At 63.7% G+C, this 13,497-nt stretch carries 14 protein-coding genes; 3 read left to right on the top strand and 11 right to left on the bottom strand.

What is annotated here, in order from left to right; all coding sequences use genetic code 11:
- Nucleotides 1–67 precede the first annotated feature (67 nt).
- The 3 genes from DARO_RS21305 to DARO_RS21295 all read left to right on the top strand — a co-directional run bounded on the left by DARO_RS21305 (nt 68) and on the right by DARO_RS21295 (nt 3,714).
- Complete coding sequence (locus DARO_RS21305; protein ID WP_011289904.1) at nt 68–1,201, top strand: ABC transporter substrate-binding protein; 1,134 nt, start codon at nt 68–70, stop codon at nt 1,199–1,201.
- Between the two features lie 85 nt (nt 1,202–1,286).
- Nucleotides 1,287–2,144, top strand: coding sequence for a hydratase/decarboxylase (locus DARO_RS21300; protein WP_011289903.1), 858 nt, complete (start codon nt 1,287–1,289; stop codon nt 2,142–2,144).
- A 244-nt stretch (nt 2,145–2,388) separates the two neighbouring features.
- Nucleotides 2,389–3,714, top strand: coding sequence for an anaerobic C4-dicarboxylate transporter (locus tag DARO_RS21295; protein ID WP_011289902.1), 1,326 nt, complete (start codon nt 2,389–2,391; stop codon nt 3,712–3,714).
- A gap of 15 nt (nt 3,715–3,729) precedes the next feature.
- On the opposite strand, the gene DARO_RS21290 is transcribed toward DARO_RS21295, so the two are convergent.
- Genes DARO_RS21290 through DARO_RS21240 form a run of 11 tightly spaced genes read right to left on the bottom strand, consistent with a single transcriptional unit; the run spans nt 3,730 to nt 13,488 of the window.
- Nucleotides 3,730–4,902, bottom strand: coding sequence for a DUF1615 domain-containing protein (locus DARO_RS21290; protein WP_011289901.1), 1,173 nt, complete (start codon nt 4,900–4,902; stop codon nt 3,730–3,732).
- 4 nt (nt 4,903–4,906) lie between these two features.
- Complete coding sequence (locus tag DARO_RS21285) at nt 4,907–5,629, bottom strand: class I SAM-dependent methyltransferase (protein ID WP_011289900.1); 723 nt, start codon at nt 5,627–5,629, stop codon at nt 4,907–4,909.
- Nucleotides 5,626–6,426 carry a polysaccharide deacetylase family protein gene (locus tag DARO_RS21280; protein WP_011289899.1) on the bottom strand — a complete coding sequence of 267 codons (801 nt, stop codon included), beginning with the start codon at nt 6,424–6,426 and terminating at the stop codon, nt 5,626–5,628. Before DARO_RS21280 ends, DARO_RS21285 begins: the two co-directional genes overlap by 4 nt.
- A 2-nt stretch (nt 6,427–6,428) precedes the next feature.
- Nucleotides 6,429–7,064, bottom strand: coding sequence for an alpha/beta fold hydrolase (locus DARO_RS21275; protein WP_011289898.1), 636 nt, complete (start codon nt 7,062–7,064; stop codon nt 6,429–6,431).
- The gene (locus DARO_RS21270) at nt 7,061–9,412 is read right to left on the bottom strand and encodes an MMPL family transporter (RefSeq protein ID WP_011289897.1); all 2,352 of its coding nucleotides are present in this window, start codon (nt 9,410–9,412) and stop codon (nt 7,061–7,063) included. Before DARO_RS21270 ends, DARO_RS21275 begins: the two co-directional genes overlap by 4 nt.
- Nucleotides 9,409–9,978, bottom strand: a complete 570-nt coding sequence (locus tag DARO_RS21265) for an outer membrane lipoprotein carrier protein LolA (RefSeq protein ID WP_011289896.1) — start codon at nt 9,976–9,978, stop codon at nt 9,409–9,411. Before DARO_RS21265 ends, DARO_RS21270 begins: the two co-directional genes overlap by 4 nt.
- Complete coding sequence (locus DARO_RS21260) at nt 9,975–10,880, bottom strand: LpxL/LpxP family acyltransferase (RefSeq protein WP_011289895.1); 906 nt, start codon at nt 10,878–10,880, stop codon at nt 9,975–9,977. Before DARO_RS21260 ends, DARO_RS21265 begins: the two co-directional genes overlap by 4 nt.
- Nucleotides 10,877–11,176, bottom strand: coding sequence for an ApeI family dehydratase (locus DARO_RS23210; RefSeq protein WP_011289894.1), 300 nt, complete (start codon nt 11,174–11,176; stop codon nt 10,877–10,879). The genes DARO_RS21260 and DARO_RS23210 overlap by 4 nt, the downstream gene beginning before the upstream one ends.
- Complete coding sequence (locus DARO_RS21250; RefSeq protein ID WP_011289893.1) at nt 11,169–12,545, bottom strand: AMP-binding protein; 1,377 nt, start codon at nt 12,543–12,545, stop codon at nt 11,169–11,171. The genes DARO_RS23210 and DARO_RS21250 overlap by 8 nt, the downstream gene beginning before the upstream one ends.
- Nucleotides 12,542–13,207, bottom strand: a complete 666-nt coding sequence (locus tag DARO_RS21245; protein ID WP_011289892.1) for a hypothetical protein — start codon at nt 13,205–13,207, stop codon at nt 12,542–12,544. Before DARO_RS21245 ends, DARO_RS21250 begins: the two co-directional genes overlap by 4 nt.
- Nucleotides 13,204–13,488: a phosphopantetheine-binding protein gene (locus DARO_RS21240; RefSeq protein WP_011289891.1), complete on the bottom strand. Its 285-nt coding sequence runs from the start codon at nt 13,486–13,488 to the stop codon at nt 13,204–13,206. Before DARO_RS21240 ends, DARO_RS21245 begins: the two co-directional genes overlap by 4 nt.
- Between the last annotated feature and the right edge of the window lie 9 nt (nt 13,489–13,497).

The following is a 13,497-nucleotide window of genomic DNA, read 5'->3' as shown; positions in this document are numbered from 1 at the left end:
AACGACAATATTCCGGCTGGTTAAGGTCCAGACTGCCGGGCATATTCAATAATCATCAGGAGACAGCATGCCCAAGTTACTGAAATACATTCTTACCCCCCTGTTTTTGCTGGCAATGCTTTTCAGCGGTGCGACTCAGGCTCAGTCCACGTCACTTCGCCTTGGCCAGTCATTGCCGCTGAGCGGTGCGCTGGCTGAGCTGGGTACCGAATACCGGGACGGCATGCTGGCTTATTTCAAGGTGCTGAATGCGCGGGGCGGCATCCACGGTCGACGTATCGAGCTGGTGACGCTGGATGACGGCTATGTGGTCGAGCGCAGTGTCGAGAACGCGAAAAAGCTGCTCGATCAGGAAGACGTTTTTGCTTTCATCGGCATGTTCGGATCAGCCAATTACGGCGCTTTGATGCCGCTGATCAACGAACGCGGTATTCCGTCGCTGGCGCCCTATTCCGGTTCGGACGAACTGCGGGCACAGAAGTCGCCGACGACTTTCTGGCTACGCGCCAGTTATGGCGATGAAACGGAGAAAATCATCGATCAGCTGACCACGCTGGGCATCAACCGGATTGCGGTTTTCTATCAGGATGACGCCTTCGGGCGCTCCGGCCTGGCTGGCGTGGAAAAGGCGTTGGCCAAGCGCAACCTGAAGACGGTTGCCGTTGGCTCGTTCGACAAGACGAAGAACGATGTTCACGAAGCGGTGCGCGCAATCGGTGCGGTCGATCCACAGGGGGTTGTGATGATCAGCACTTACAAGCCGACCGCCGCTTTTGTGCGCGAGATGCGCCAGGCCGGCAAGCAGTCGCAGTTCTTTGCTTTGTCGGTCGTCGGTTACAAGGCCTTGCAGGCCGAATTGGGCCAGTCGGCTGCCGGCGTCGCGATTGCCCAGGTCATGCCTTATCCATGGAACGGCATAACGCCTGTTGCTCGGGAGTTTCTGGCCTTGCCGGCCGATGCGGCGCCGAAAAGCGGAACGACCTACACTTCGCTTGAAGGCTATATCGCTGCCAAGGTCATGGCGGAGGCGCTACGGCAGGCCGGTCCGCAGCCGACCAGGGAAAAACTGGTCGCCGCTCTTGGTGGGCTGCGCAATTACGATAGCGGCGGCTTTGTCGTTGATTACGGCAAAGGCAGTCATCTGGGATCACATTTTGTCGAGGTGACCATCGTCGGCAGCGCCGGGCGGCTGATGCGCTGAAGGCTTGCCGGCGATAGCTACAACAGTCGATTATGATGAAGCTACGGTCGGTACCCTGCCCCGGCCATCGCACAGGAGATTCCCCATGCGCCATGCCCTCTGTTTTTCCCTGATCTCGGTGGTCATCGGCAGCGCCCATGCCGCCTGTCCCTCGCCCGAAACCATGTCGGGTATTGCCCGCCAATGGCAGGAGATGACTCCGGCCAGCGGCCTGGACAAGGACAAGGACATGAGCATGGCCGACGCTGCCTGCGGGCGGCAACTGCTGATCGGTGAATTCGCCAGGAACCAGGGCCGGGTCGTCGGCTACAAGGCCGGTCTGACCAACACTGCCGTGCAGAAACGCTTCGGCACCGACGCCCCGGTACGCGGCACCCTGTTCGAGAAAATGCTGGTCAGTGACGGTGTCGAACTGCCGGCCAAATTCGGTACCCGGCCGGTGTTCGAAGCGGACCTCGTGGTCGAGGTCAAGGATGAAGGCATCAATCAGGCGCAGACGCCGGCTGAGGTGCTGCAACACATCAGCAGGATCATTCCGTTCATCGAACTGCCCGACCTGCTGCTCGACCCCAAGGAGACCATCAACGGGGCCACCCTGACCGCCATCAATGCCGGTACCCGCCTCGGCGTTCTTGGCCAGCCGGTGACACCCACGGCAGCCCACCTCGAGGCGCTGGCCAGCATGTCGGTCGTCGTTCGTGATGCGGCCGACGGCAACAAGGAACTCGCCCGCGGGCCGGGGACTGCCATCCTCGATCACCCGCTGAATGCCGTGATCTGGCTGGCCCGCGACATTGCCCGCGACGGCGGCAAACTCAAGGCCGGCGACCTGCTCAGTCTCGGGTCCTTCACCCCCTTGATGCCGCCCAGGCCGGGCATGCATATCCAGGTCAGCTACGAAGGTCTACCCGGCATGCCGAGTGTGGGGGTCAAGTTCAAGTAGGTTTGAAACTATTCACGCGATATCGCCATCAATGATTTGGCGAATGGATTGTGGCGTGCCTGAAAAATCCTGCAGTTTTCGCGCTATTCCCCGCTTGGCCTCTGGATCGCCTGCTTTGCCTGATCCAGGTCAACCGACCTGCAGATTTTCCCCCCGGCCTGCCTGTTGCGGCCTTTTCCCCTGTGGCATAGTGGCTTGAAAATGTTGCGCTGCAACATATAAGCGTTTGCTTAAGGGGAACATCATGTTTGATTTCTGGATTCAGTTTGCGCTGGTATTGACGGCGATCCTGATCGGTATCCGTCGTGGCGGGGTGGCCTTGGGTCTGATTGGCGGGCTGGGCGTCGCGGTGCTGAGCTTCGGCTTCCGGGTTGCACCATCGGAGCCGCCGATTACGGTGATGCTGATCATTCTCGCCGTGGTGACCGCCTCGGCGACCTTGCAGGTGGCTGGCGGACTGGACTGGCTGGTCCAGCAGGCAGAGCGTCTGATGCGCAAGCATCCGCAGCAGATCACCATTCTCGCGCCGCTGTCCACGTTCTTGCTGACGGTGTGCGTCGGCACCGGCCACGCCGTTTATTCGCTGCTGCCGGTGATTGCCGATGTCGCGCTGAAGACCAAAATCCGCCCGGAACGGCCGATGGCGATTTCCAGCGTGGCGTCGCAGATGGGCATCACGGCCAGCCCGGTGGCGGCGGCCGTGACGACCTTTCTGGCCATGACGGCGAAGACCGATGCGCCGGTGACGCTGGCGCAAATCCTGATGGTGACCTTGCCGGCTGGCCTGATCGGCGTGCTGGCCGCGGCCTTCTGGAGCATGAATCGTGGTCTCGATCTGGACAAGGATCCGGAATTTCAGGAGCGCATGAAGGACCCTGATTTCCGCGCCTCGGTCGAAATGTCGGTGACGACGCTGGACAAGACGCTGCCCAAATCGGCCCGTCTGTCGGTGGTGCTGTTCTTCACCGGCATCCTGACCATCGTGGCGCTCGCGCTTTACCCGGCCGTCTTGCCGCTGGCCAAGGGCAAGCCAATCCCGATGACGACGGTGGTTCAACTGGTCATGCTGGCCTTTGGCGCTTTCATCCTGTTCGCGGCCGACGTCAAGGCGGCGGCTATTGCCAGGTCGGAAGTATTCACTGCCGGCATGATCGCTGTCGTGTCGATCTTCGGGATCGCCTGGATGAGCGACACCTTCGTCAAGGCCAACGAGGCCTTCCTGGTCGATAACATCAAGCACATGGTCGAGTACGCACCATGGACTTTTGCGCTGGCCATGTTCGCGGTGTCGGCCTTCGTCAAGAGCCAGGCGGCGACGCTGACCATCATGCTGCCCTTCGGCCTCGCCCTCGGCTTGAGTCCTCAGCTCCTGCTTGGCCTGATGCCCTCCTGCTACGCCTACTTCTTCTTTGCCTTCTACCCAAGCGATCTGGCGGCAATCAACATGGACCGCAGCGGCACGACGCGCATCGGCAAGTACCTGCTCAACCACAGCTTCATGATTCCCGGCTGGATCGGCGTGATTACCTCAACCATCGTGGCCTACGGGCTGGCCCAGGTTTATTTTTGAAGCGGGAGCGGCGGTCTACCAGACGCCACGCGCCAAACAGGCCTTGTAGCGTCCTTCGACCCGCCGGGCGAACCATTCGGTCGTCAGCTTGCGGGTGATTTTCGGGCTCTTCAAGTCGATCTGGGGGATGGCCTGGCGGGGCATGGGTTTGCCCTGCTTTTCGGCAAGTTCGAAGAGGCGGTTGAACAACGGGCTACGGCTGAAGGCGGCGGTTTTTTCCAGCAGCAGGTCGCGGCGGATTTGCGGGCGGCTCATGTCGAGCTTGGCGGCCAGGCCGATGGCGGCTTCTTCGACGCTACTCGGGACAGCGGCCGGCTGGCCGTTTTCGTAGCGCAGCAAGTCGCCGTCCGGGGTCAGCGCTTTGCCGCTGACCTTGCCGAGTGCCAGCTGGAAGGCGGCGTTGCGGCTGCTGTAGCGGCCGGCATTGAAATCGGCGAAGCGATAGACGATGGCGTCGTAGGGCACTTCGTAGTCAAGCAGGATGGCGCTGCCGAAATAGACGCCGCCGCGCCGGGTGAATACCTCGTTGCGCAGCTTTTTGGCGATCGGGTACGGGTAGCTGCGTTCCTTGACATGCTGGCTGGCGAATTCGACGCTGACCTGCATCGGGCCGCCGGTGCGCACCGGGTTGTAGTCGGCGAACAGCTGGCGGCCGAAAGGCAGTTCGCCGATCATGTCCTCGAACAGGTCGTTGAGCTGGGTTTCGGTCTTCAGCGCGTCGATGCGATCGTTGTAGCTCTTGCCGCTTGGCGAGTTCTTGCTCAATGCGGCGGTGACGATCAGTGACGGCACGCCGTAGCGCCCGGCCCGCGTTTCCAGTTCGCGGCGCACGATGTTGGGCAGGCCGGGCACCACCGGGTCGGCCTGGAAACTGGATTCCTGCTCGATGATGGCCATTGCCGCGCAGTAGGTCTGTGTCGCGTGCGGCACTTCCAGCGTCTTGAAGGCGGTGTGCAGGTCTTCGGCCCAGCCCGCCTTGTCTTTGGCGGAGGCCGGCATCAGGCGCGTGATGCGCTTGCGGACTTCGGCCTCACCGAGCGAGGTCGGCCAGGCGGTGGCGGTCTTGCCGTCGGCCCGGCGGGCCATGTCGGGCGGCAGTGCCGGGCCTTCGCCCTCGCCTTCCTCGAAGGTCGAACAGCCGGCCAGCAGGACGGCCGTCAACAGGGCGGGAACGACGATACGGTGCATTGGATCAGGCAGGTACGCGGCAGACCAGCATGACGTTGGCGAAGGGCTTGATGTCGTTCATCGGGTCGGTTTCCACCGTGAAGCCCAGGCTTTGCAGCAGCGCGATCCATTCGGCCAGCGGCCGGCAATAGAGGCGCGGCAGGCGGTGGCCCCGGGCGAAGGTGACGGCGTGGTCGACCCAGTTGCACAGGTGGTACGGCAGCCCGGCCGAGGCGTCGCCGACGCGGGTGAGGAACAGGCCGCCGGGCGGCAGTGCGGCGCGGATACGCTTTAGCACGTCCTTCTGGTGGGCATGATCGAAGTAATGCAGGGCGTCGAGGATGGTGATCACGTCGGCCTGGCCGAAATCGGCCGTGGTCATGTCGCCTTGTTCTATGCGGACGACCGGATGATCGGCGCCGAAAGCGCGGGCGGCGCGATCGACGTCCTTCTGCATCAGTTCGATGCCGCGCAGGCGCAGCGCTTTCGGCGCCGCCGGCCAGTCCTTCGGCCAGTTGCCGGTATCGTACTGCTTGCGGGCGGCGAGCAGCCAGGCGAACAGGCTGCCCTGGCCGCAGCCGAGGTCGAGGTAACGGCCTTCGGCAGGGAACAGGCCGCGCTTGAGGATTTCGCGGAAGATGCTGTCGGAGGACAGCTTGCCGCGCGCGTAGTGGTAGGCGAAATGACCGCCGCCGATGAAGGGGCGACTGGCATCGTCGAGCAGGGTTCTGAGGAAACGCTTGGTCATGAGGTGGCGTCGTTCAGCGTGACGGGGTTGAGTTGTCTTTCGCGCAGCGTGGCAAGCAGGCGCGGCAAGACGGCAAGGATAACCGGCTGGCCGTCCGCCGTGCGGGAGGCATGGCCATCGTGCATGAGCAGGATGTCGCCGGGGCCGAGGTCGCGGGTCAGGCGCCTGAAAACCGTATCCGGGTCGCCGCAGCGGGTGTCGTAGGGGCGGCGCGTCCAGGCGGCGAGCTTGATCCCGAGTTGGTGCAGCACCGGGTCGAGGAAGGGATTTCTCAGGCCGGCCGTGGCGCGGAAATAGCGTGGTGTCTGGCCGGTGATGCCGGCCAGCGTGGCCTGCCCAGCGGCGATGTCGGCTTTCATGCGGCGCGGGCCGAAAAAGGCGAAGACCTTGGAATGGCTGTCGCCGTGGTTTTCAACCTGATGGCCGCGGGCGACGATTTCGCGACACAGCGCCGGATTCTCGCGGGCCCGCCAGCCGATGCAGAAGAAAGTAGCCTTGGCGCCGGCGGCGTCGAGCTGGTCGAGCACCTGCGGCGTGACTTCCGGATCGGGGCCGTCGTCGATGGTGATCGCTACTGCGCGATGAGCGATGGCGGCGGCCGGCAGGCGGGTGAGATTGGGACCGAGCAGCGCCGAGCGCGGCAGCAGGCCGGCTGTGGTGATCACCGCGTGGTTGATGAGCAGTGCGACGAGTGCCCACGGCCAGACGGCCGGCGCGATCAGGCAGCCGACGGCGGCCCCGGCGTGGATGGCCAGGGTGGCTTGAATGGCAGGAGTCGGCTTCCAGGGTGTCGGCATGGTCAGGCAGTAAAGTGGCCGTGATCGAGGAAATGTTCCCACAAATGGCGCCAGGCCGGCCAGTCGTGTTCGCCGGCCACAACGTGACGGGCGGCGACCGGGAAGCGTTCGGCGATGGCCTGCATGCCAGCGGCGAAACGGTCTTCGCTGCCGTGACCGACAAAGACAGGCAGGTCGGCCGGTGGTGCCTTGAGCCAGTGGTACAGGCGGAATTCGGGGTCGCCCTGTTCGGCAGGCGTCGGTTGCCAGGCGTCGAGGCCGCCGGCCCGGGCGATGGCGTTGGTCGTCAGGCGGCTGCCCGGATAGGGGGCGATCAGGCACAGGCCGTCGATTTCACCGGGGTGGTCGGCGTTCAGGCTGAGCGCCAGCAGGCCGCCGAGCGAAATGCCGCCGAGCCAGACGCGTCGGTAGGTCTGGCGGGCCGGACGGAGGATTTGTTCGATGATGGCCGGGATGGCGTCGCCAGCGGACACCGCATCGAGGCCGAGATCGACGGCGAGCAGGTCGAGCCGCACGCCCCGTTGTTCAATGGCAGGGAAGAAGTGTTCGGCGTAGTGCTCGGGCGTCATGTAGGCGCCGGGGAGCAGGACGAGCAGCGTGTCGGCACCGCTTTGTCGGGTCACGCTGCGCAGGCTCATGCCTCGGTTCCACGTGAAACGCCTGGCTGTTTTTTCCCGACAAAGCAGGCCGAGAGCAACAAGGCGAGTACCGCGCCCGGCCCGACCGTGGCGCCGACGGCGTGCAGCACCGGCACGTTGGATAAGGCCAGGGTGCCGAAGCCGATGGCCGTGGTCAGGTTGGCGACGGTCATCGAGACCAGCGTCGGGCTGTCCAGCCCTTCCCCGTTGGCGGCCCGGTCGAAGAACAGTGCATAGTTGGAGCCGACGGCGACGATCAGCAGCATGCCGATCAGGTGCAGCAGGTGTAGTCGCTCGCCAGCCAGATGCAGGCCGGCGATGACCAGCACGACGGCAATCAGCAGCGGCAACAGCACGGTGGCCAGCCGCCGGGGGGAGCGCAGCGTGATCGCCAGCAGCACGACGATGGCGGCGAAACCGGCCAGCGAGAGCAGTGTCGCCTCGTGCAGGTAGTCGTTGTACAGCGTGTCGAACTCGTTTTTCATGTCGATGAACAAGGCGCCGCTGCCGGCCAGCGCGGCACGTACCGGTTCGATGGCGAAATCGATCCCCTTCTCGCCACCGGGCGGGCGGAGCGGCAGCAGTACGCTCCAGCCGTTCGGGCGTTGGAGCAGCAGCGAATCGACCACCAAGGCCAGGCTGGTGCCATTCAGCGCTTCGCGGGTCAGGCTGCCTTGCTCCCGGGCTTTGGCCACGTCTTCAATGAAGCCCCCCAGCTTGTTGGCAGCCAGTGGCGAATCGGTCAGTGCCACTTGCAGGCGGGATTGCAGTTCGTCGCTCGTCGGCAGGCTGGCGCGGCGGCTGCTCTGCATGGCCTGGCTGGGCAGGAAGCGAGCCGGACTGTCGTAGCCACCGATAATGCCTTGGGCGATCAGCCCGTCGAGTTGCTGCCCGGCTCGTTCGGCTGCCTGCAGCGCGGCTTCGCGGTTTTCAGCAGTGATGACCGCCATGTAGCGGGAATCCGGGGCGGCAATGTCGGCGCGCAGGGCCTGGTCGACGGCGCCGTCTTCGGCGCTGACCGTACTCAGCGCCGACAGGTTCGGGTGCCACAGGTGATCGTGGTTGGCGGCGAGAAAGCCCGTCGCAACCAGGGTCAGGAGGAGTACTGGCCAGCGCAGTGCTTGCAGCATGGTGATGCAGCGCTTGAGCACCGGGCCGAGATGACTGAGGTCACGCATGGCAAAATTTTGTCCGGCCAGCGGCGGCAGGATGAAACGGGTGACCAGCGCGGCAGTGAGAACGCCGCTCAGCGAATAGAGTCCGAGCTGTGAAAGGCCGGGGAAGCCGGAAAAAAGCAGCGCGGCGAAACCAAAAATCGAGGCCAGTACGCCGAGCCGGATGGTTGGCCAGAAGCGTTCACGCCATTGATCGACGCCGAGCCGGCTGGACTGGACGAAAAAGTAGATCGAGTAATCGACTGCCTCACCGATCAACGCCGAGCCGAAGCCGACGGTGATGCCGAAGACCGTGCCATAAGCCAGGCTGACCGCGACGATGCCGGCCAGTGCGCCGCTGACGACCGGCAACAGGCCAAGCGTCATCAGGCGAGCCGAGCGATAGACGAAGAAGAGCACTGCGATGATGGCCAATGTGCTGATCGTGGATAGCCGGCTGACTTCCGCCTTGATGGTTTCCCGCGATTTGACCGCGAACAGGCCGGGGCCGGAGAGCTGCACCTTCAGTTCGCCACCGGGCGTGCCTGCCGAGAACTGGCTGCGGATCAGGTCGATGGCCTTTTCCTGACCGTCAGTATCGGAGCCGAGGGCGGCCGTCTGGATCAGCAGCATGGCGCGTTCGCCATCGCGCGAGGCCCAGACGCCATCACGGACATTCGGTTGGGCGCCGGCGTTGAGGCCGGACAGCATCTCGACCAGTTCGCCGGTCGGGTCGCGCGCCAAGAAGGGCTTCAGCATCATGCCGGCCGGTGAGGCGAGCAGGTCGATGCTGTTGGCCACGGCGTCGCGCAGGCCGTCCACCGTGAAACGCTCCGGCTTGACGGCCGGGCTGAGCAGGTAGCGGTGGTGGAACAGAAAATCGCGGTCGGCGTCCAGGCTGGCGGTCTCGCCGTTCTGCACCGAGGCGAAATCGGGCAGTTTTTGCAGTCGACCGCGCAGGTCGCGCGAGGCAGTGGCCCGTTGCCCTGCATCGCCGCCTTCGATAGCAACCATCAGCAGGCGGGAAACGACCCCTTCCTTGAGCTGGTCGACCAGCACCTGCTGTTCGGCACTTGGCTTGGCTGGCAGGAAGAAGGACATGTCGGCCGAGAAATGGCTGTTCCAGACGACCAGCCCCCCGGCCAGCATGGCCAACAGCCAGATCAGCAGAGCACGGCCGGCCGGTCGGGTCATTGGGTTTCGATCGGATCGATGCTCAGCACTGAGCGGTCACCGTCGGCCTGCAGATATTCGATATTGCGGACTTGATTCTTGCTGCCGCTGACCGTGATGCGCTGGACCATGGCGGCGATTTTTTGCTCGCTGGGCAGCAGCGTCAGCACCCACTTGTCCGAGTTGCCAGATAGATAGAGCGCATAATTTTTTTCCAGCGCCGCCCGGTTGCCGGCGAGAGTGCCGCGGATGCTGTCCACGAAGGCCAGTGCCTCGGGCTGATTGGCCAGGTTGATGCTCAGTTTCTGCTTCTCGCGCTCGATGGACAGGATGTCCTTGTCGAGCAGCAGGGTTTCGACTTTGGGCGTCAGCGTCCGTTTTTCCAGACGGTCGGGCGCGGTGTAGGTCATTTCGCCGGTCGAGACGACGGGCTTGTCGAGTAGCGAAATGTATTTCTTCTCAACGAATTTAGCCTTGCCACCCTTGTGTTTGGCCAGGTCGCTCATCAGCTGGCCGACATCGAATGCGGCGCTGGCCGGCAAGGCCAAGGCGCATAACAACAGACCGCCAAGTAGTCGTTTGATCATTTTTTCTGCCAGAAATCGAAGAAATTAAACCAGTTGTACGGCGCCAGATGGCAAAAATGGGTCAGCCGGTCGGCGTAGTGCTGCATGGCGCTGCGGATTGCCGCCTCGCGTTCTTCGCGCGGGGTCTGCGAAAAATCGGCCAGAGGCTCGAAGTGCAGCTGGTAGCGGTTGCCGCCAAGGTAGAGGCCGGTCATGAAGAAAACGGGTCGGCGCAGCATGGCGGCCATGCGGAAAGGGCCGAGTGGAAACGGGGCCGGTTTGCCGAGAAACTCGCAGTCGACCGTTGGGTCGCCGCCGAGCCCACGATCAGCCAGCATGCCGACGACGTAGCCCTCGTCCAGTCGGTCGCGCGCCTGCAACATCGAGTCCATGCGGCCAAGCGGGATGATGTCCTGGCTGGCCGCCGGGTTGATCGCTTCCAGCGTGGCGTTGATCTTGCGGGCGTTTTCCTCATACATCACCATCGCCACCTTCAGCCCTTCCCTGCCGCGGCCGACGGCGCGCAATACCTCGAAACTACCGAGATGAGCGCCGATCAGCAAGGCGCCAGGATGTCTGAGGGCGGCTTCATTGATCGCTTCGGCGCCGATCACCTCAATATCGAACAGGTCGAAACGATCATTGAGCAGGTAGATGCGGTCGTGGATCGTGCTCGCGAAGCTGAACACATGGCGAAATCCGTCCGCCCATTCGGCCCAGCGATTCAGTGCCAGGTGCAGGTAGTCGCGGCTGAAACGGCGGGCCTTGGGTGAGAACAGCACGAAATAGGCGGCGATCCCGTAGAGCACGATGCGCCCGATGGCCCGGCCGAAGGTCAGCGAAATCCACACCATCAGCTTCAGGATGACCAGATTGCTGCGCTCCTGCTGACGTAACCAGTCGGACTCGCTTTTCTCGCTCATGGCGTTGGCGGTTTCAGGCTGCCCGAGGCCACATCGCGGTCGGCGGTGCGAACGGTGAAGGCGATGCTGCCGCTGGCCTTCGCTTCCAGTGCGAAAATCAGGTTTTCGGCCGGGCCGACCGGACTGAAGAATTTGGCATTGCCGACCTGCCAGGCCAGATTGGGCTGGCCGAGCAGTTGTTCGGCGAACAGAATGGCCCGGTCGAGCAGCACGACGCCCGGCACGATGGGTTTGCCGGGGAAATGGCCGGCGAAGGCCGGGTGGTCGTTCGGGACGATCCAGTGAAAATCAGCCATGGCTGACCTTTTCGGCATACAGCGCCTGCAGTTCGCCGCGCGGCAGCTTGCCGGTGCTGTTGCGCGGCAGTTCGTCGACCAGCACCAGCGGTCGCGGCAGGAAGATGGCGTCGATCCGTTCGCGCAGGGCGATGGTGACTTGCCGCGCGCTCAGCCCTGGGGCCACGACGAAGGCCGTGAGGCGGGTAATGCCATCCGGACCTGCCTCGTCGGGCAGGAAGAAGGTGCCATCGATGACACCGGGCACGGCGCCGAGCTGGTGGTTCAGATAGGCCAGCGAGGTGCGTTTGCCGGCGATGTTGATCAGGTCGGCGTGGCGCCCATGCAGTAGGAAGCGGTGCTCGGGCAGCAGTTCGATCAGATCGGAAAGCGCGACACGTCCTTCTACATGGTCACCGCAGGCAATGGTCCTGTCGTCCGCTGTTTCCAGGCGGACGCCAGGCAGCAGCGTCCAGACCGGACCGTCGGTGGTGCGTCGACTGGCCAGCTGGCCGGATTCGGTCGAGCCATAGATTTCCAGCAAGGGAGCGCCGGTGCGGGCTTCGGCTTCGGCGGCCAGTGTCGTCGACAGTGGTGCGGTGGCCGAGAGCAGCAGGTCGACCGGTGGCAGGTCGAGGCCAGCAGCGAGCAGGGTCGACAAATGGAAAGGCGTGGTGACCAGCAGGCGCGGCTGCGGCACGGCGTCGAGCGCCGTGGCGATATCCTGCGGGAAGAAGGGTTTGCCGGCCCAGAAAGCCCCGCCACCGTGCAGGGCGAGCAGGAAGGTCGATTCAAAACCGTAGCTGTGCTGGACCGGCACGGTGCCGACGATGGCGTGCGGCTGGCGCTCGAGACCGAGCGCGATGGCCTCGGCCCGGCCGTTCTGTACCAACTTGCCCCAGGTCTTGGGCTGGGCTTGCGGCAGGCCGGTTGAGCCGGAGGTAAACAGGATGGCGGCAACGTGGTCGGCCGGAATCTGCGGGGCAGAAAATTCCGTTTTGGGCTCGTTTTTCCGGTTGTCTGCACCCTGCAGGAATTCCCCCCGGGGAACGGCCAGGTTGGGAAAGTCGAGGCGGGGCAGATCCAGCGTTTCAGTCTCCCCGTCGCACAGGCAGACGAGGCCCGGATAATCGGCCTGCAGGCGGCGCAGAGTCTCGGCCGATTGCGATGAGGGTTGCAGGCTGGTCATGCCGCGCAGCAGGCCGGCGGCAAAGCCAACCGCGAAGCGGTAACGGTCGTGGCACAGGTTGAGCAGGTAGCCGGTGGCTGGCAGTTGACCGGCCAGCGCCGCAGCATCGGCCAGATATTCGCCAACGCTGACCGGGCCGTCCGGGCGCCAGGCGAAGACTGCCTCGGGATCTTTGTGGGCGAGCAGCGGCGCGCTGGTCATGACGGCTTGGCCGGCGGTGTCTGCTTGCCGTGCATGCGATAGGCGCGGGCCACTTGGGCAATGCTTGGCCGCTCTTCCGGCGGCAAAGCGACTACCCGCCAGAAGTGCTCGGCGATGAACATGGCCGCCAGCAACGGCATCGACAGCAGGTTGGCGAAGACTGACCAGGTGGATTGCGACGCCAGCAACCAGAGGATGGTGGAGATCAGCGCGTTGCCGAGGAAAAACAGCGTCCAGGCTAACGTGGCCTTGCGCGTGTAACGCCGTTTGTGCTCGGAAATTTCACCGTGATGCACGGCTTTGGCCAGTTGGGTGATCAAGGCTTCGCCGCTACCCAGCAGGCTGCGACCAAACAGCGTGCCGAGCGCCAGATTGGTGCCCAGGTGCTGGATGAAGAAAAGTAGCGGGATGTTCTGACGCATCGTCGGCCATAGCCAGGTCAGTCCGCCGAGCATGAGCACGATGCCGCTGCCAATCAAGACAGGATGGGTGGTGCGCCAGAGCATCAGACAGAGGGCAGTAACAATGGGGGCGACGCCAAGCACTACGGAGAGATCGGCCGAGCTCTCGCCAGCGCTGCCGAAATGGGCCAGCACGGCCCACAGCACGAGAAAGACGACCACGGCCAGGCCGCGCAACAACTGGCCCGGGGTGATGGTCATTTGGTTCGCTGGCTGGCGATGTGAGCGGTCAGGGCGCGCAGCGAGGAAAAGATACGGATGTTGTCCTCGTTGTCGGACTTCAACTGGAAGCCATATTGCTTGGAAATGACCAGCGCGATTTCGAGCACGTCGATCGAATCGAGGCCGAGGCCATCTCCGAACAGGGGCGCGTCAGCCTCGATTTCACCCGGTGCCATGTCGAGATTGAGCGCCGAAATGATCAGTGCAGCGACTTCCGGCAACAGGGCTTCGACAGCTTCCGGGGTAAAGGCTTCAGACATGGTGGTACT

The sequence above is a fragment of the Dechloromonas aromatica RCB genome (assembly GCF_000012425.1).
Note: the sequence above shows the minus strand (reverse complement) of the source record. Positions and strands in the feature narration are given on the sequence as shown.